Origin of the sequence: Methanolobus halotolerans (assembly GCF_004745425.1) — an archaeon.
Lineage (GTDB): Archaea > Halobacteriota > Methanosarcinia > Methanosarcinales > Methanosarcinaceae > Methanolobus > Methanolobus halotolerans.
In genome coordinates this window covers 1-19,053 of sequence record NZ_PGGK01000022.1, presented here as the reverse complement: position 1 = coordinate 19,053, position 19,053 = coordinate 1, and the positions used below count along the sequence as shown (strand labels likewise).

At 44.7% G+C, this 19,053-nt stretch carries 18 protein-coding genes and 1 tRNA gene; 8 read left to right on the top strand and 11 right to left on the bottom strand.

The window, feature by feature from the left end; genetic code table 11:
- From CUN85_RS12460 to CUN85_RS12450, 3 genes are all read left to right on the top strand, one after another.
- The coding region (locus CUN85_RS12460; RefSeq protein ID WP_135390638.1) for an S-layer protein domain-containing protein at positions 1–1,660 on the top strand (1,660 nt) is incomplete at its 5' end.
- Between the two features lie 117 nt (positions 1,661–1,777).
- Positions 1,778–2,323, top strand: a complete 546-nt coding sequence (locus CUN85_RS12455; protein ID WP_135390637.1) for a hypothetical protein — start codon at positions 1,778–1,780, stop codon at positions 2,321–2,323.
- A gap of 227 nt (positions 2,324–2,550) precedes the next feature.
- Positions 2,551–2,658 (top strand) — tRNA-Met (locus tag CUN85_RS12450).
- A gap of 288 nt (positions 2,659–2,946) precedes the next feature.
- Here the strand turns inward: CUN85_RS12450 and CUN85_RS12445 are convergent.
- Together CUN85_RS12445 and CUN85_RS12440 are read right to left on the bottom strand one after the other, a co-directional pair.
- Entirely contained in the window at positions 2,947–3,912 is a 966-nt protein-coding gene (locus CUN85_RS12445) for an aldo/keto reductase (RefSeq protein ID WP_135390636.1), read from the bottom strand.
- A gap of 38 nt (positions 3,913–3,950) precedes the next feature.
- Positions 3,951–5,138 carry a PQQ-dependent sugar dehydrogenase gene (locus CUN85_RS12440; RefSeq protein WP_135390635.1) on the bottom strand — a complete coding sequence of 396 codons (1,188 nt, stop codon included), beginning with the start codon at positions 5,136–5,138 and terminating at the stop codon, positions 3,951–3,953.
- A 150-nt stretch (positions 5,139–5,288) separates the two neighbouring features.
- Here CUN85_RS12440 and CUN85_RS12435 point away from each other — a divergent pair, with 150 nt between their 5' ends.
- Complete coding sequence (locus CUN85_RS12435) at positions 5,289–8,009, top strand: DNA-directed DNA polymerase (RefSeq protein ID WP_135390634.1); 2,721 nt, start codon at positions 5,289–5,291, stop codon at positions 8,007–8,009.
- Positions 8,010–8,049: 40 nt separating this feature from the next.
- On the opposite strand, the gene phoU is transcribed toward CUN85_RS12435, so the two are convergent.
- From phoU to CUN85_RS12410, 5 genes are all read right to left on the bottom strand, one after another.
- Positions 8,050–8,700: a phosphate signaling complex protein PhoU gene (gene phoU, locus CUN85_RS12430; RefSeq protein ID WP_135390633.1), complete on the bottom strand. Its 651-nt coding sequence runs from the start codon at positions 8,698–8,700 to the stop codon at positions 8,050–8,052.
- Positions 8,701–8,706: 6 nt separating this feature from the next.
- Complete coding sequence (pstB, locus tag CUN85_RS12425) at positions 8,707–9,477, bottom strand: phosphate ABC transporter ATP-binding protein PstB (protein WP_135390632.1); 771 nt, start codon at positions 9,475–9,477, stop codon at positions 8,707–8,709.
- Between the two features lie 63 nt (positions 9,478–9,540).
- Positions 9,541–10,398 carry a phosphate ABC transporter permease PstA gene (pstA, locus tag CUN85_RS12420; protein WP_135390631.1) on the bottom strand — a complete coding sequence of 286 codons (858 nt, stop codon included), beginning with the start codon at positions 10,396–10,398 and terminating at the stop codon, positions 9,541–9,543.
- 5 nt (positions 10,399–10,403) lie between these two features.
- Positions 10,404–11,291 carry a phosphate ABC transporter permease subunit PstC gene (gene pstC, locus CUN85_RS12415; protein ID WP_135390630.1) on the bottom strand — a complete coding sequence of 296 codons (888 nt, stop codon included), beginning with the start codon at positions 11,289–11,291 and terminating at the stop codon, positions 10,404–10,406.
- 24 nt (positions 11,292–11,315) lie between these two features.
- A complete protein-coding gene (locus CUN85_RS12410; RefSeq protein ID WP_135390629.1) occupies positions 11,316–12,212 on the bottom strand; it encodes a PstS family phosphate ABC transporter substrate-binding protein in 897 nt (298 codons plus the stop codon).
- Between the two features lie 352 nt (positions 12,213–12,564).
- On the opposite strand from CUN85_RS12410, the gene CUN85_RS13680 reads away from it, so the two are divergent.
- The 4 genes from CUN85_RS13680 to CUN85_RS12390 all read left to right on the top strand — a co-directional run bounded on the left by CUN85_RS13680 (position 12,565) and on the right by CUN85_RS12390 (position 15,922).
- The gene (locus CUN85_RS13680) at positions 12,565–12,663 is read left to right on the top strand and encodes a helix-turn-helix domain-containing protein (RefSeq protein ID WP_135390639.1); all 99 of its coding nucleotides are present in this window, start codon (positions 12,565–12,567) and stop codon (positions 12,661–12,663) included.
- Positions 12,664–12,935: 272 nt separating this feature from the next.
- Positions 12,936–13,508, top strand: a complete 573-nt coding sequence (locus CUN85_RS12400; RefSeq protein ID WP_328591286.1) for an RNA-guided endonuclease TnpB family protein — start codon at positions 12,936–12,938, stop codon at positions 13,506–13,508.
- Positions 13,509–13,559: 51 nt separating this feature from the next.
- The gene (locus CUN85_RS12395) at positions 13,560–14,930 is read left to right on the top strand and encodes a dihydroorotase (RefSeq protein WP_135390628.1); all 1,371 of its coding nucleotides are present in this window, start codon (positions 13,560–13,562) and stop codon (positions 14,928–14,930) included.
- 83 nt (positions 14,931–15,013) lie between these two features.
- The gene (locus tag CUN85_RS12390) at positions 15,014–15,922 is read left to right on the top strand and encodes an RAD55 family ATPase (protein ID WP_135390627.1); all 909 of its coding nucleotides are present in this window, start codon (positions 15,014–15,016) and stop codon (positions 15,920–15,922) included.
- Here CUN85_RS12390 and CUN85_RS12385 read toward each other — a convergent pair.
- The 4 genes from CUN85_RS12385 to eif1A form a co-directional block, all read right to left on the bottom strand.
- Positions 15,908–16,600, bottom strand: coding sequence for a DUF1614 domain-containing protein (locus CUN85_RS12385; protein ID WP_135390626.1), 693 nt, complete (start codon positions 16,598–16,600; stop codon positions 15,908–15,910). The two genes, CUN85_RS12390 and CUN85_RS12385, sit on opposite strands and share 15 nt — an antisense overlap.
- A gap of 78 nt (positions 16,601–16,678) precedes the next feature.
- On the bottom strand, positions 16,679–17,215 hold the full coding sequence (locus tag CUN85_RS12380; RefSeq protein WP_135390625.1) for a KH domain-containing protein: 537 nt from the start codon (positions 17,213–17,215) through the stop codon (positions 16,679–16,681).
- A 35-nt stretch (positions 17,216–17,250) separates the two neighbouring features.
- Positions 17,251–18,048 carry a serine protein kinase RIO gene (locus CUN85_RS12375; RefSeq protein ID WP_135390624.1) on the bottom strand — a complete coding sequence of 266 codons (798 nt, stop codon included), beginning with the start codon at positions 18,046–18,048 and terminating at the stop codon, positions 17,251–17,253.
- 5 nt (positions 18,049–18,053) lie between these two features.
- Entirely contained in the window at positions 18,054–18,371 is a 318-nt protein-coding gene (eif1A, locus tag CUN85_RS12370) for a translation initiation factor eIF-1A (RefSeq protein ID WP_135390623.1), read from the bottom strand.
- Between the last annotated feature and the right edge of the window lie 682 nt (positions 18,372–19,053).

Sequence of the window (19,053 nt, the reverse complement as noted above, 5' to 3'; positions counted from 1 at the left end):
TGGTAGCTACCCAGTTCTCGGTCTCTTTGCAGAGAAGTATGTAGCTCTCGATGACAACAGCCCTGATGAACTTGTAAAATTGCTCCTTGACAGCGATGACAAGTACACACTCAGGACCGGCTCCGCACTCGAGCTTCCAAACGGCTATGAAGTGGTTGCAAAGCAGATCGATGTTGATGGTAACAAGGTCTGGATGGAATTTTCCAAGGATGGAGAATTCATTGACGATGAGGTTCTCAACGTAGCAAATAACGCTGATGCAACATGGACTTTCGAAGCAGATGTAGGCGACACTGAAGATGTAATTGTTTTCAGAGTAATGGTTACCCAGGTCTTCCAGGGTCAGGTTGACAGTCTTGCAATAGTCGAAGGTCTTTATCTTGTAGACCACGAGGATGTACTCCAGATCGAAACCGGTGATGAGTTCGGAGAGCTTGAAATCGACAGCATCTCTGGCGGCACAATTGAGATGTCCAGCACAGGTGCACTCACTCTCAGAAAGGACGACACCATAGACATTGGACAAGGTATGATGATCAATGTGGCAGACTCTGATGATATAAGGTTCTACATAATGAAGGAATATACAGAGCCAGGTACATACGAGATAAGGGGATCTGTAGCAACTGGCGCACAGACCTGGACACCTTCAAACTTTGCAGGTTTCTTCTATGACATTGATGACAATATCGGTTCCGAGGAACTTGCAGTAACATCACTTAATGGCAGGACTATTGCAGAAAGTAACCTTACCTATTCAACAACAATTGAACAGGTTGACTATGCAGCAGACTTTGAAGCTGAGGCTGGCACATCAAATACTGGTAGCTACCCAGTTCTCGGTCTCTTTGCAGAGAAGTATGTAGCTCTCGATGACAACAGCCCTGATGAACTTGTAAAATTGCTCCTTGACAGCGATGACAAGTACACACTCAGGACCGGCTCCGCACTCGAGCTTCCAAACGGCTATGAAGTGGTTGCAAAGCAGATCGATGTTGATGGTAACAAGGTCTGGATGGAATTTTCCAAGGATGGAGAATTCATTGACGATGAGGTTCTCAACGTAGCAAATAACGCTGATGCAACATGGACTTTCGAAGCAGATGTAGGCGACACTGAAGATGTAATTGTTTTCAGAGTACTGGTTACCCAGGTCTTCCAGGGCCAGGTTGACAGTCTTGCAATAATCGAAGGTCTCTACCTTGTAGAACACGAGGATGTACTCCAGATCGAAACCGGTGATGAGTTCGGAGAGCTTGAAATCGACAGCATCTCTGGCGGCACAATTGAGATGTCCAGCACAGGTTCAATCACTCTCAGCAGAGATGATACGGTTGACATTGCAGAAGGTATGATGTTTAGGGTTGCAGACTCACCAGACAATGAACTCAGGTACTACCCATTCGTCGAATGGACCATCGAGGGTGACGGCGTAACACAGCCAGACGATGAGGAACCAGTCGAGGAACCAGTCGATGAGACTCCAGCAGGTAACGAAACCGGCAATGAGACTCCAGTCGATGAAACTCCAGTCGATGAAACTCCAGTAGATGATGAGGAACCAGTAACTGAAGAGCCAGCAGAAGAATCCCCCGGATTTGAAGCTATCTTCGCAGTTGCAGGTCTCCTTGCAGTCGCATACCTTGTCAGAAGGAACTAAATAAATAAACAATAAATGAATGGAAGGGATTATCCCTTCTGCTCTTCTTTTTTTTGATACTTTTGATACATTTTATCTGATGCCTGATCCATTATTTCGCAGTTTGAGGTTTTACATATGAAGTTCAACAGGAATCTTTTAGTGTGCAGTGTGTTTGTGATCATGATGCTCACCTTATCGCTGTCGGGCTGTATTGACGGCGATGGCGGCAATGATATGTCCGAAGCGAGTGCTACTGAGATTGTAGTCGTTGAAGATGCTTCCGGCTATGAGTACCTGGGTTCAAGGTCCATGGATGTAAGTGACGTCAGCAGGCAGTATGTGGATGTGTCCGATGCGGATGCAGCGGAAGGACTCTATCAGGATGCAAATGCTGTGGATTACTATATTCACGCCATCGAACTGGAAAATAGCTCTGAAGCAGAGGATTTTGTGGAGCGGTACAAGGCAACATTCAGACCGCTTAACTCCGGGGAGCGCTTTACGGAAGAATCCTTTAATGACCATGAGGCAACCAGAATCAACACCTACACAACATCAGGCGCAACACAGACTGCCAGGTACAGGTACGTCTGGACCAGCGAAAACTTTGTGATGGTTGTCGGTGGAAATTCACAGGACCCTGAAGACATACGTACTCTTGCTGAAGCAACCGGATACTGATCCGGTTTCCTCTCTATTATTTTTTCTGCGGAGCATTGCTTGTGTTGCGCTTATTCCCGGGCACTGATCAAATGCCTTGCTGCTTTAAGTTGAGTCCTGCTCCCTGAATATTTCTTACTAATTCGCTTGGAAAGATCCCTGATCACAAATCTGGGATTTCGGCCCTGATGGATGCGATATCCAATCGACACGCTTTAATAGAACTTTACCCATGTACATGCTGTACTGCCCGGATAGCCTAGTTGGTTGGGGCGCCAGACTCATAGGGAATATTAACCGTGCGTCCAATCTCCTGAGAAATCTGGAGGTCGCGTGTTCGAGTCACGCTCCGGGCATTTTTGTTTTAATTGTGTGCCTTAATCTTTTATCTGGTCTGCATAGGACTGCTTATCTTTGATTCTATTTCAGACACATCAATACAGGATTAACACGGATCTGATGTGTTACAGTTCTCAGTTTCCGGCATTATCATGGATCCATGTAAAATCCTGTCGTGTCTTATCACTTAGTTTGAAGCCTCCTGGCACTCCGGCTTTCGATTTGCAGATTGGTGTGATTCTGTAGATGCCCGTTCCGGGAAAACTCCGGATGTACCCGGCGATCAGCTGATGGTTGTACAGTGACTACCTTGTAGGAGGCTCCAGGAATCCCGGTCCTACCGGGTTGTGGATGGTCTTCTTGACTATGTCCCTTACCTTATCCCTCGTTTCCGGGTCCGGCTTCCAGCCGAAGACATCGTTTACGGGTTCCATGTGCTCTGGTTTCCATCCGCCCCAGAGGGCGACGGTATTGTTGTGCCCGAGTATCCACTGGATAGCAAGATCAAGTACATTCCTGTCATGATCTTCCCTGACCAAAGCATCTATACTGCTCACCGCTTCCAGATATTGCCTGTATCTCGGGAGCTGGAACTTAGGGTCTGAGCTCTTGACAGGATGATCCTTGAAGTCCGCATCAGCGTTCATCTTTCCCGTGAGCAGGCCCTGGCACAGGGATCTGTATGCCATCAGGGTTATATCGTTCTTCTGGCAGAATGGCAGCACTCCCACCTCAACAGCTCTTTCGAACACATTGTAGGGGGGCTGGCAGACATTCACTTCCGCGTGCATGCAAAACTCGTACATCTGTTCGGAGCTGTAATTGCTCAGTCCGATAGCCCTTATCTTTCCTTCCTCTTTAAGTCCTTTAAGAAAACCTGCCGTTTCTTCTGCCGGTTGAAGCATATCAGGCCAGTGTACATGGAAAATGTCTATGTAGTCTGTGCCAAGCCTCTTAAGTGAAGCTTCTATCGTTCTTGCCATAAGCTCCGGGCTGGTATTTCTCACGCCTTTTCCCTGCACTTTTTCCATTCCGGTCTTGCTGGATACTATTATTTCCCCGCGGTCATAATCCTTCATGGCCTGCCCCAATATCTCTTCCGATCTTCCGTCCCCGTAAACCGGGGCTGTATCCATCAGGTTGATACCCTGGTCCAGCGCCTTTCGAATGGTCTGCATTCCCAGATCCTTATCAAAATAACCTATGGGCTGGGTTCCCAGTCCAATTCTGGATACTTTTATATCCGTTCCTGAAATCTCAGTATATTCCATTGCACTTCACCACTCTGGTTCTGTCATTCACCCGCCTGTCAGTCTGTAATCCCCTTTGACCTGGCCCACTCCCGTATCTCTACCCAGAAACCCGGATATTGGTCTTCATTTCCATAATCGATTAGTTCTTCCAGCTTCTCAGGGTCGACACTCACTTTATATATGTTCCCTCCACTTCCCTTCTCACCGTGCAGGTCTGAAAAGTACAGCCCGCCCGGTCCGAAAGCCAGGCCGCAAGGGCTTGCAGGTCCTTCTCCTGTATAGATCACGAAGTCATCGTATGAATTGACTGCTGTTGCCTGTGTATTCAACTCGATCTTGACAATTCTTTTCCCCTTCCCTTCTACTCTGCCTTCATTGTAAGTGTTCCCGAACAGGGCCACAAAGAGATGGTCATTGAACTGGGGAGGGAACTGTCCTCCCTGCATGAAGTCCATTGCCGTAGGGGCCTGGGTATGATGCCACCAGAAAAGAGAACCTTTACGCATATCGCCGGGCCATCCGTAGTTTCCGTATGGTTTGATCTTTGCAATGCGGTCATCCTTATGCGGACCATTGTCCGAAATGTACAGGTGATTGTCACTGTTTCTCCATACTCCTCCGAAAGGATTCCTGAGGCCCTTTGCATATACCGGGTTTTCAGGATATGGATTGTCCCAGGGTACGGAGCCATTCTGGTTCAGTCGGAGTATCTTGCCACGAAGGTCATTCACATCCTGGGATTTCCCGGCAGCACCGCCATCTCCTATATTTACGTATAACTTACTGTCAGGTCCGATAGTAACAGCCTGTATCTGATGGGACATAAATGTGGAAGGTATATTATCTATAACAGTTTCCGCAGAATCCATTTCCAGGCCATTCTTACTGCTTGTTCGCACAACCTTTGCTTTTGTCTCATCATTCTCCTTGTACAGCATTGACACAAACAGATCTCCGGTTTGCGGCTCGACACAGATACCTATTACTCCGGACTCTCCTGTACCGGGGAACTCATGGCTGGGTTCGTAATCCAGCAGGTTCTGCGCATAAGTATGCACTGCATAGTCATTTGTTACTGATTTTATCTGTCCGTACAGTTCTGTAACATAAAATAACGGATCATCGTCTTTATTTCCAGGTTCCGGTACAAAAGCGATATTCACTGGCAGGTCCAGTCCCGACAGTATATGCTCGATCTTAAATCCCGGAAAAACCCACCAGTAGTTTGTGTGCTCTTTGCTCATCTTATTCACCCACTCTTTATTGTATGTTTCAATACACTTTGATTCAACTTTTCTATGGCTTTATAGAAATAACTTCTCCGGGAATTCTTCAACCAAATCGGATCCAGTTAAAACAAAACCTATATGAATAGTACAACCCTAAGATAGGGCATGAATTTTCAGATACTGGACGCCGATTATATCCGTGAGGATAAAGGACCCGTTATCCGTCTTTTCGGAAGGAAGGAGGATGGGAAAAGTGTCTGCTGTTTTGTACCGGGCTTTGAGCCTTATTTTTATGTTAACATCACCGGTGATCCGGATTCTGCCGGGGAAATATTAAAAGAACGTTTTTCATCTGCTATAAAAAGAGTAGAAGTTGTCCGGAAATTAGAGCCCGTGGGATATCAGGTTTCCAAAAAGCCCATGCTCAAAGTGGTCACATATGATCCCGGCAATGTTCCTGAGATACGCGACGACATTTCGAATATCCCTGCTGTAAAGGGAATATATGAGACTGATATCCTTTTCAGGAACCGTTTTCTCATTGACAGGGAACTGCATGGTATGAGCTGGGTGAAAGCCGGACCTTTATCTGAATCTCCTTTTTCAGGTGAAGAGGCACGTTACTGTGACGAGGTATTCACAGCCACATCTCTGGAGGAGATTGAAAAGCTCTCCAATGCACCTCTCAAGAACCTTGCATTCGATATTGAATGCCTTCCCCTGGGCGGTTCGATGCCCGTGCCGGAGACCTCTCCTGTCATAATGATCAGTCTTTCCTTCAGTCCTGCCTTCAAAGGATACGATACGATGGTCCTTGTTTCCAAGGATGTGGAGGGTGTGGCCGGGAATGTGGAATGCCTCGGTAACGAAGCAACGATGCTGGGGCGCTTTTTCGAGATATTCCAGCAGTATGACCCTGATATAGTTTCAGGGTATAATGTCATTGATTTCGATATCCCCTATATTGCCGACAGGGTGAACATACTTAATGAATCAGGAAATAGCCTGAAATCTGTGGTGGGCAGGGATGGCAGGATTCTAAGTTACCGCAAGATAGGTAACCGTACCATGGTGTCAATACCCGGTCGTGTTGTTGTAGATGCTCTTCCTCTTATAAGAAGTCAGTACAGCCTCAAACGCTATACTTTGCGCAATGTTGCAAAAGAGTTGCTTGACAGGGAAAAGCTGGATGTGGCTCCCTCTGAGATGGAGGAGTACTGGCAGGATACCGGGGAAAAGATCCTCCACTTTATAGATTATGCCCAGCGTGACTCGGAGCTGGCTCTTGAACTTTGCATGAAGCTCAGGCTTCTCGATAAATATATCGCAATCGCCCGGGTAAGTGGCTCTCTGCTTCAGGAAGTAGTGGATGGCGGGCAGACGTCCATGGTGGAGAACCTGTTACTGCGCGAGTATGGCAAAAGGGACCGTGTGATCCCTCCCAAACCATCTGATGATCTGGTCAGTTTCAGGAATCGCAGCAGTGAGGGTCTTAAGGGGGGTGAGGTACTTGAACCCAAGAAGGGTCTGCTTGAGGATATAGTCATACTTGACTACAAATCCCTTTATCCCACCATCATGATGGCCCATAACCTCTGCTATACCACTGTTGTCGAGCACGACAGGCCGGACAGTGAGACAATAAAGCCACCCTCCGGTGGAGAGTTCGTGTCTGCGGAGGTTTCAAAGGGCATAATGCCATCGATCCTTGAGAACCTGTTGAACAGGAGGGTGGAAACAAAGAACCTCATGAAAAATGCTGCGAATGAGGGTGAGTATCGTGTGCTTGATGCAACCCAGCTCGCACTGAAAATTCTCCTGAACAGTTTCTACGGTTACTCCGGTTATACAAGAGCAAGGCTTTACAGCCTGGCACTTGCAAATGCAGTGACCAGTTTTGGAAGGGGAAACATCCTCAATACACGTGCAATTGTCAATGGCACCATAAACAAAGTGGTACTAAGGGACAGCACTGTCTTTTTCACCGAAGATATTGATGCTATCGGAGAAGATGACCGGATAGTTGCGCTCTCGGTTGTGTACGGAGACACGGACAGTGTGTTTGTACAGTGCAGTTCTGAAGATCCTGTCTCACTGGAAGATGCCGAACTTGTGGGTAACAAGATTGCAGGGAACGTCTCAGCTTCACTTCCGGACCCGATGGAACTTGAGTTCGAGTCAATTGCCCGCAGGGCTCTCTTCATAGCAAAAAAACGCTATGCTATATGGGTATTTGAACGCTCCGGCGATGAATGGAAGGATTCCATAAAGGTCAAGGGTATGGAAACCGTGAGGCGTGATTGGTGTGAACTTACCTCCAAGACCCTGAACAGGGTTCTGGAACTCGTACTCAAAGAAGGCGATGTCGATGCTGCTGTATCACATGTCAGGGAAATTGTCGATGGTGTGAGGAACATCGACGTTCAGAAGGATGAGGATATAATAGACGATCTTACCATGACAAGGATGTTCTCCAAAAGTGCTTCCCGCTATAAGAACAAGCAACCTCATCTCACGGTTGTGGAGAAGATCGAAGAAAGGACAGGTGCTCCTCCTCCTGTGGGGGAACGTATTCCCTTTGTCATAGTGGCAGGCAGGGATCTGTTCGTCAACCGTGCTGAGGATCCGGAATATGTCAGGGAGCATAATGTACCCATTGATGTGGATTACTATGTCAAGAAACAGATACTGCCTCCGGTCGAAAGGATACTTGGCGTTTTCGGTGTGGACATTGCCAATCTTGATTATGATTCGAAGCAGAAGGGCTTGTTCGATTTCTCTGATAAGCCTAAGGAAATTCCTCTGAATAATATAAAGAAACGGGAAGAAAAGCCATCGGATGACTCACAGGCAGGTAATGCCCAGAGTTCCCTGTTTGACTTTTAGTTGGGATTGACCGGATCCGGGAAATATTTCTTTCCCGGATCTAATTGAGGTCTGCTCTTTCACCTGATGCCACGTAGACAACACTTTCACAGATGTTGCATGCGTGATCTCCAATCCTTTCAAGGTAACGGATAACGAACAGCAAATAAGAGGCATTGTTGATCATCGACCTGTCCTCACTCATCATTTCAATGAGTTCCTTTTGTGATTCGTAGAATATCTTATCTACCTCATCATCCTTGGCTGCTGTTCTCCTTGCCAGTTCCTCGTCCAGTGTATCAAAGGCTACGATGGATTGGTGCAGCATATCCTTTCCCAGTTCAGCCATTTTCAAAACATTGGGAAATGGTTTTGTATGCTTCTTTTCGATACATCTTGTTATCTTTGCAATGTCCACTGCAAGGTCGCTCATCCTTTCAAGGTCCAGTGCCATTTTTAAACAGGAAGTGACCAGCCTCATATCTCCTGCAGTAGGACTCTGGCGGGCGATCAGCTGGCTAACACATTTCTCGATCATCAGGTCGTACTCGTCAATTATCTGATCACCCTTGATCACCTTTTCTGCAAGTCCGACGTCCAGTGAGTTGAGTGATGTCATAGAATCTGCGACTGACTGATATGACTTGTCGCCCATTTCAATTACGTATCTTTTAAGAGTATCCAGGTTATGCTGGTATTGTGTGCGCGTCATTTTGTTTCACCCGAATCTTCCAGTGATATAATCTTCAGTTGCCTTTTCTTTTGGACTCTCAAATATCTGCTCGGTCTTTCCGAACTCTATCAGGTCCCCCAGCAGGAAGAATGCTGTATAGTCGGATATTCTGGCAGCTTGTTGCATATTGTGTGTCACTATGACAATAGTATAGTTCTTTTTCAATTCTAATATAAGGTCTTCGATCTTACTCGTGGATATCGGGTCGAGTGCACTGCACGGCTCGTCGAAGAGTATCACTTCGGGTTTTACTGCAAGTGTTCTTGCGATGCATAATCTCTGTTGCTGCCCACCACTTAAGTCCAGGGCTGGACTGTTCAACCTGTCTGAAACTTCTCCCCACAGGGCACCTGCTTTGAGTGCATCCTCAACTATTCCGTCAATCGCATTTTTCTTTGCTCCATGAATGCGCGGACCGTATGCCACATTATCATATATGGACATAGGAAAAGGGTTTGGTTTCTGGAAGACCATCCCTACTCTTTTTCTGAGGTCTACGACATCTACATCTTTTGTGTAGATGGCCTGACCATTGATTCCGACGTTACCTTCGGTCCTGCAACTTGTGATAAGGTCGTTCATCCTGTTCAGGCACCGGAGGAAAGTAGATTTTCCACAACCTGAAGGGCCAATGAAGGCTGTAACACTATTCTTTGGGATATTGATCGATATGTCATGAAGGGCGTGATTTTCGCCGTACCAGAGGTTCAGGTTTGTGACCTCTATCTCTGTTCCGTTTGCAAAATTATCTGGCATTTAATGCGCTCCTGGAAATGGGTGTTATATTGTAATAAGAATGGGAATAGGGGTCAATTAATATCATCTTCTCATTTTACTCCTGTAATGTGATCTTACGCTTACGGCAACAAGGTTAACACATAGTACAATTGTAAGCAGTATCAATGCTGTACCATATTGTATCGGTCTTGTCTGCGCAATATTGGTTCCTGATGTAGCAAGCACATACAGGTGGTATGGGAGTGCCATGAATTGTGAATATACGGAATCCGGCAGTCTTGGCAGGAAGTACGCTGCTCCTGTCAGTAATATAGGTGCTGTCTCTCCTGCAACCCTTCCAATACTAAGAATTGCACCAGTTACCATCCCTGGAATTGCAGCAGGAAGGACAACTCTGCGAATCGTCTCCCATTTGGTGACTCCCAGGGCAAGTGAGGCTTCTCTGTATTCTTTAGGAACAGTGAGGAGTGCTTCCTGGCTGGCTCTTATTATTACAGGCAGTATCAATAGTGCAAGCGTTAATGAGGCGGAAATTATGGAAGGCCCAAAACCAAGGTATTTTACGAACATTGCAAGACCAAACAGTCCAAAGACCACAGAAGGCGTTCCTGCAAGGTTGTTTATCGCCATTTCAATTGCCCAGGTCGTTCTTCCTGGTTGTGCGTATTCGGTAAGGTAAATGGCAGATAGTATTCCAAGTGGCAGGGCGACAGCCATTGAACCTATGATCAGGTATGTGGTTCCCATAATGGCCGGGTAAATACCACCTTCGGTCATTCTGTTCCTTGGCATGTCTGTTATGAATTCGAGGTTGATTGCACTGTATCCATTGTATATTATGTAATACAGGATCACCAGTACAAAGGCAACAACCAGCCCTGTAGCTACCTTCAATAATGCAAAAGCTATCTTCTCATTGAGTTTAGCATTGGAAAACATGGTTATCACAGGTTAAACCTGTATCTCCTTTTTACGTAATTGGCCAGGATGTTGATTATGAATGTAGTTATGAAGAGAACAGAACCGACTGCAAAAAGTGCATGGAAATGGTCACTTCCCTGGGGAACCTCTCCCATTTCAAGTGCAATGGTGGCTGTCATGGTTCTCACCGGTGCGAACAGTCCTGAAGGGAATCCGGGTATCACGGCTGAGTTTCCTGTAACCATCATCACTGTCATGGTCTCACCAATGGCGCGCCCAATACCTAGCATGACCGCTGCAGATATGCCTGAAAGTGCAGCAGGTACTGTTACTCTGTATATTGTCTGCCATTTTGTAGATCCCAGCGCAAGTGATCCTTCTTTTATTGATCGCGGCACTGAGCTTATGGCATCCTCTGATATTGATATGATAGTTGGGAGTGCCATTATGCCTAACATAATGGAACCTGTTAATGCAGTCTGTCCGGTCGGTATTTCCAGTGTTCGCTGGACGACGGGGGCGAGTATCACAAGACCAAAGAAACCAAAGACCACAGATGGAATGCCTGCAAGAATTTCTGTAACAGGTTTTAGGATGCTGGATATTCTGGGGTTGGCAAGTTCGGATATGTATATTGCAGCTGCTATTCCCAACGGGACTGAAAACATTATTGCCCCTGCAGTTACTATTAATGATCCCAGTAACAATGGCAAAAGGCCAAAAATGGGAGGACTTGCCGTAGGGAACCATTTAGTATTGGTCAAAAAACTGCTGACCGGATAGTCTTCAAATAATAATATCCCTTCTCTGAACAAAAATATACAAAGGAGGAAAAGGGCTACTACAGCCACTGTCCCTGAAAGGAATAGCAGTGACTGGATACCCTTTTCTCTAATGTTCTTGCCTGACATCTATTCCTCTGATATCGTATCTTCTTACATTACTGGGAAATATCCGACATCTGAGGTAATATCCTGTCCGGTAGGGCTCATCACATAGTCGATGAATTCCTTTGTAAGGCCATCAGGTTCACCATCTGTGTAGTAATGAAGCGGCCTGGCGAGTGGATAATCTCTACTGATTATGTTCTGCGGAGTAGGTTCTATGAAACCTGAACCGGCATCAAGTGCAAGTGCAGTGGTACTTTCGTCAAGGTATGCAAACCCAATATATCCGATAGCTCCCCTGTTCTGAGCTATCTCCTGTACAATGGCGCCGGTGGCTGGCTGTACGAGTGCATCCTGGCGGTATTCTTCATTAAGGAGCACTTCTTCCCTAAAGTATCCATAGGTTCCTGAGCTGCTGTCACGGGTGATCGCTGTGATTGGGCGATCCTCTCCTCCAAGTTCCTGCCAGTTGCTCACACTTCCATCATAAATGCTTTTTAACTGATCGAATGTTAGTTCCTTGATCGGATTTTCAGGGTTTACTACTACTGCAATTCCATCCCATGCAATAACATGCTCCACGGGGTTAATGCCATTATTTTGTGCATTTTGGATTTCGGAATCCTTCATTGTCCTTGAAGCCATTGCAATCTCGACTTCACCATCAATTAGTGCTGCAATACCTACTCCGGATCCTCCACCGATAACGGTAACACTTGCATCAGGGTTCTCCATCATGAAATCTTCGGCTGCTGCCTGTGAAAGCGGGAGTACGGTGTCAGATCCTTTTACTATGATACTTCCGGAAACTGCATCTTCAGTAATTCCTGATTCACCGTCTTCGCTTTCCTGGTCTACACAACCGACACCCGCAAATGCTGACATCAGAATTACTAATACAATAGAACTGATAGCAATATTTCTTATGAACTGCTTTGACACGATATTTTTCTCCTGTTGATTCTATACTTATGGTTGATTTTATGTTCAGTGAACCAACACGGAAAGAGTATATGAAAATTATGTATGTATTATATATAATTAAATATGGTGTCGTGTATTAATTATAGTCTATATAGTAGCTATTGTGTTTATATAATGATGTTGATTGCAGTCTTTTTACTGCCACTTCTCAATGCAGTTCTTTTATCAGACTGGAGCAAGAAGACTGCTCATTTCAATGGGTGGATGGATTGCATCCAATGCCAAAAAGAACATATATTTAATGGAAGCAAATTAAACATCGACCAAGTAATATTTTCCCTAACAAGTGATTCGATAAAAAAAGGTAACGTATATCATCTATCCTACCGGAGGGCATCGTGCCTTATTTGAGAAGCATTTCGGAGCGACCAGATTCGTTTACAACCGTTCTCTTTTCATAGAGATTTCCTGAACAAAGAATTCATCGAGAACAACCTTGTAACAAAGAAAGTTAATGCTGAAATTATCCTTGATCAAAAACTAAACAGGGAATTCAATGTTCTCGAGACATCAACTGTTTCCAGAACATCAGCCGGAAGGTATCATGTGAGTATTTTAATTGAAGACCATGGGCCTTATCCGGAACCTGGTTTGTTCACTGAGGAAACAACCGTTGGAATTGATGTCGGGATAAAATCATTTGCTGTTTTGTCAACAGGAGAAGAAATCGAGAATACTTAATTTTTGAAAAGGTCGTTGAATAAACTCAAGAAATTACAACGGGGTGTCAGCAGAAAACAGAAAGGTTCAAAGAACAGAAAAAAAGCTATTGTTAAACTTATAAAACAACATCAGTTGATTGCAAACAAGAGATACGATTTTCAGCATAGGGTCTCAGCAAAGATAATTCGCGAAAGCCAAGCCATTGCTATAGAGAACCTTAATGTAAAAGGGATGATCATAAATCGAAACTTAGCTCAGGCGATCAGTGATGTTGGCTGGTCTGGATTTGTTTACAAGCTAATTTACAAAGCAGAATGGCATGGAAAAACTATCCTGAGAATCGGTAGATTTGATGTATTGTCAAAGTTGTGTAATGTTTGTGGATACAAGAAGGATGATCTGACTCTTGATATAAGGGGGTGGGAGTGTCCAGACTGCAAGACATTGCATAACAGAGATGTGAACGCTGCAATCAACAACAAGAAAATTGCTTTAAAAAACTTAAACACCGCAGGAACTGCGGGAAGAGCCTGTCGACTTACTGGCATTGGTCAGAGGTATGAAGCAGGAAGCCACACATTTTACGGGTGGTAGTTCACTTTGCTATCATAAAATGCATATACTCTGAAAAAGATAATTGGTGTCATGCCTGATATACTGATAAAGAATACTAAAGTATTCGTTGACAATTATCTCCAGCCTGCCGAACTGCTGATCGAGGATGGGAAGATCATAAAGATCGCAAGGCAGATAGATGTTCAAAGGCTTAATGAGGTTATAGATGCAAAAGGTGCACTTACCCTGCCTGCGGGTATTGATGTACATGTCCATTTCAGAGAACCCGGGATGGTGGAAAAAGAGGATTGGTATACTGGTTCTTCTTCTGCGGCAGCAGGTGGGGTCACAACAGTTATCGAGCATCCGAATACGCTTCCGCCCACAATAGACAAAAGGTCTTTCAAGGAAAAGTTGAAACTTGCAAACCGGAAATCAATAATCGACTTCGGGATATACGGGGGTGTAACCGGGAACATTGAAAAACTTCCTGAACTCTGGGGCCTTGGTGTGACTGCCTTCGGTGAGATATTCATGGCCGAATCCACCGGTGCGCTCAATATCAGTGAAGAGACTCTTGATGAGGCATTATCGGTTATCGCAGAACTTGGCGCAATGGCATGTATCCATGCAGAGGATGAGAAGATACGGCAGGAGTGCGAGTCTTTTCTGAAAAATGATTTCTCGCCGCAGTCACATTCCCGGGCAAGGCCTAATCTCTGTGAGGCTTATGCAGTTGAAAAAGCTCTTAAGCTGGCTAAAAAGAACGGAACGCAGACTCATTTCTGCCATATCAGCACATTTGAGGCAGTCGGTCTGTTGCGCAAGGAAAGGTACTCCGGGAATGGTGCTGATTCTTCTGTAAAAGTTACCAGTGAGGTAACTCCGCATCACCTCTTCCTTTCAACCAGGGATTGGGACCGGCTGGGTTCTTTTGGGAAAATGAACCCTCCTCTGAGAGATCGGCGCAATCCGAAAATGCTTCTGAATGCCCTGAACGATGGTACCATAGATATGGTGTCAACGGATCATGCCCCGCATACCGAGACTGAAAAGGATATTGAAATAAAGTCTGCTCCATCGGGTGTCCCTGGTGTGGAGACATTGCTCCCGTTGATGCTTGTTGCAGTAAAAAGGAACCTGATACCTCTTGGAAGGATGATCGATGTGACAAGCAGGAATCCTGCAAGGATATTTGGTCTTACACAACATTCAAAGGGTGTTTTTGCCGAAGGTTTTGACGCAGACCTTGTAATTGTGGATCCGTCAAAGATAAGCAAAATAAAAGGGGACAACCTTCATAGTAAAGCCGGATGGACGCCTTTTGAAGGTATGGATGGGATTTTCCCTGACTACACGCTAGCCAGGGGTGATATTGTATGGGATGGTGAAATACTTGCATCAAAGGGTCGTGGTAAGTTCTTGCCCGGAAAGGGGATGTTTTTTGATGAAGGTGAATAGATATGTACATAAAAATTTGCGTATGTACATAAAACCATAACATTTTAAATATATAAAGCACTATTAATGTTCATGGTGGTGTGATGAAAACAAAATTCCCCATTCATACTACATTAAGTGCAGATGCGATCAAAGTCCTTGAAAGGTATGAAAAAGAACTTGGTGCGAAAAACATCGTGCTGGAAAAAGCCCTTCTTAATCTAGATACTACCCGTTTCAAAGCAAAACTTGATACTCAGAACATTGACAAACTGATAAAACGCATAAACACTGGTATACCGGGACTTGATGATTTTCTGGAGGGTGGATTCCCGAAAGGTTTCGCTGTTATAGTGACCGGTCCTCCCGGAACTGGTAAAACAACATTTTCCATGCAATATCTCATGGAAGGTGTGAAAAAAGGAGAGAGATGCATCTTCTTTTCATTTGAGGAAAGAGCGCAACAACTTGTGCAGCATTTCGCCAGGTTTGGATGGGATGTAGGGAAATACATCGATGATGGTTATCTTGAGATATTCGGTATTTCCATGCTGACTTCCGAAGAGATGATAGAGATAATTGATTCACATAAGCCTGAACGTATTGTATTCGATTCATTGAACGTTTTCACAGCTCCCGGGGATTTCAGGACCTCGACAGCATGGAGGGGACTCCACAAGCTTCTGAAGAAGAACATGATAACGTCCCTGCTTGTTACTGAGAAGGCTCATGGAATTGAAAAGAAGGAGTTTGATGATTTCGATTTCCTGGGCGATGGCGTGATTTTTCTTGATTTCATCCAGACAAATGACATAGATACTACTCCGATGCCTGTTATGGCTGTACAGAAAATGAGGGCAACGCGGGTTGACCATACGCCACAACCATTCCGATTCACGAGTTCCGGAATTGCCAAGTACCGTGCGCTTAATATTCCGTCACAGGTTCTGCAGCAGAGAATCGAGAAGAGGAGAGCGGAAAGGCTAGGTTCATCTTCTTCAGACGAAGTATGAGAGAAGGCTTGCAAGGAGTGCAGTTATATAAATCGCCTTAAAGTTCCCCGCTCCGCCTATACTTATATAGGCACTACCACTGTTCTCTTTATTGAAGGCGATAATGGATGCTATTGTTCCCAGCAATATGCCTCCGATCCCTGCAATAAAAGTCACGGACCCCACATTCTGGGGTGCTGTAAGCAAGGAGAATGGAATTGCTATTATGCCGATGTATTGCGGGACTATTATGCCAACACCATTAACCATTTCTGATAAGAATGTCACGGCAACCACTATTATAAGCATCACTTCAAGAGCAGTAATATTTGACTGTGTTAAAAAAAGATAAACGATTGCTACCAATGGAACTAAAAAACCTCCGAGGTTCAGTGTGATGGTGGTGTCGAACACCCTTTCCTTGCCAGTATGGAGCTCCTTGACAACGGGGACTGAATATATGTCTTCTATAAGCGGTGCAAACCTGAAAAGCTGCTCGGATTTTTTGGTTCTGGTCTTCAGGACCGGTATCTCTACAAGTGAACCGGCGAACATCAGAACAAGGATTAACAGCAGGGGAAATGCCGTTATAGTACCGATGGACAGGTTTCCATTGTAGCAGAGGACTGCAATGGGTAATAGTATAAGCGTAAAAGCTGCATACATTCTGATTTCGGATCTGTTGATGTATCCTCTCATGTGTCCACCGGTGTTATATTCACTTCATGAAATTTAAATATTTTTATTTATATCATTATAGGTCTTATAATATCAAAATCAGTAATAATCTAGTCGGGACTGCAGAAGTTCCTGTCTTTTCTTCTCAAGGAAACTATATACAGTTCCGTGTGGTGCGCCTCCGATGAGCATTTCTATAGCTGTTCTTGCTATCTGGTTCTGCTCTGGGTCTCCGAGTATGCTGACAGTTTTTCCGTAAACTGATATCTTGACTCCGATGAGTCTTTCGGTTATTTCTCTTGTTTTTCCACCTTTACCGATAATGCGGCCTTTTAATCGAAGCAGGTCCTTTTGTGTATTGGCACTTTTGGAAAGGTCTATCACTTCAAGCATCAAAAGGTCGTCATCTAGCATGGGCATGGTCTTGTCCGGGTTGAATCCTCGTGCAATGGCGTTCACCACCTCTGCCGCCCGCATAGCACCGACCGGGTCGTCTCCCTGGATTATCTCCACAACTCCGCTCTCGCTGTCAATGTCAAGTTCGGCACTTGACTTGTTTTCGATCAATTCTTTAACGCTTCCCTTCGGGCCGATAATGGCACCTATTCTGTCTTTGGGAACTTTTACATGTGTCATATTGAATCTACCATTTAAGTAATTATAACGATAACCTATTGGTTCTTTTGTTTTATTTCCTTCATGGTCGAATAGAGCTCTTCTGCTTGACCTTCTATGTCATAACGTTTGAAGAAACGCATTATGTTCTCTATATCGCGCATCAGGAATTCTCTTGCTTTGGGATGTTCGAGCGTGACTGATTGGCCCATGTCGATAAATATGGGTTCCATTGTACGTGGGTTTACTATTATATTATATTCGCTCAGATCGCCGTGTACAAGGTTCGCCCTGACATAAAGAAGTTCTATGTATTTTATGACAGTATCATAAATAGGCTTTGCAGTTTCTTTATCAAGAGCAATGTCTTTTAAAAGAGGATATGGCCTCTCATCTTCACCCAGGAATTCCATGATGAGTATGTTGCGCTCTGTGTGTATGGCCTCCGGAACTCGTACGCCTGCTTCCTTTGCACGTGTAAGATTTCTGTATTCTTTCTTTGTCCATGCGAAAATGATGTCTTTTTTTGCATGCCTTATGTTGCGGAACCTTGGATCACCAAGGATGTATTCTTCCATTGAGTTGAATGTGCTTGAAGATATCCTGTATATCTTTATTGCGATATCTGCATCTTTCCCCTCTCCCAGGAATACGTTTGCTTCTTTTCCCGTACTGATAGAGCCTCCAATGGCATTGAGAAATCCCCGGTTGCATAAGGTGTATAGGGCTTTGAGTGTGGCTTCATCAAATACATTCTCTTTTACTTTGAGGGAGTCCGTATCTTTACGCCGCATACGCATTTTATCGACTTTAGTGTCAATCTTCTGTACCCTTCTGGCATCTTCTTTTTTCATTTGGTCTAACCTTTAAGGTATCCTTTGCGTTCCAGCCAGCTAACCTGCAGACGTGTGTATTTCCATATCACATCCGCTTTTTCATTCTGAAATTCCCACGGAACTGCAATCACAATGTCTCCTTCACGTATCCAGGTTTTCTTTTTCATTGAACCCGGGATACGACCCATTCTTAAGACACCGTCCATGCATCTTAGTCTCACATGATTTGCTCCGAGCATGCTCTCGACTATTGCAAGTACTTCTTTGTTCTCCTTGCTAGGGGTTCTTACTCTGGTGACGGCGGTTAGGTCCGCATTATCAACATGTTTTCTTTTCTGCAGTTGTGATTCCTCTTTTAAAGTTAATATTTTCTCGGATTTTAGTATTGCTATGTTTCATATGTTGTTAAATCTTGCGTACACGGTGCCGTTTTGTGTTATGATCTGTTTTTGCCTTGCAAATTAATTATGTAGGTTATCTTTATATGCTAGTATGTGTATCTAGATATCCCTGCAAAGGTCGCTTAGGTGCGTGCTTCTGGCACGACTTTGTGCTGAATTTTGCAGACTCGGAGGCTTTCCACAAGTCTTATATCGGATTAATTATAGAAGCTATAATCCGGGTGGGGATGTGGTTTTTGCCACTTACATTCATAAAAAGCTGATAATCATTACTTTCATCTTCCGGGGTGGAAGAATATATATATGATTGCAGCATTCAAGCGTCTCCGCGTATTTGTACACGGAAAAAAAGACTTCAAAAAAAGGTCCGGTCATGTCTTTCGACCATTCAGTCGGAAGGTATATATAGCATCGTGGTCTTTTAGGGGTCCTCGCGAAATGCGGGAAACAATTACAATCACCGCCTTATAACAAGTGGAGGCAGGAGCTATTTCCTGTCTGACGTTGGATTTGGCAGTTCGGTTAATTCTGACCGGTAGTGTACTATATACTACAAAAGGAATTAGCCAAACTAATGTGCAGAAAGGAAAATTCTCTCAAATAGAATTTCTCCGATCGATTC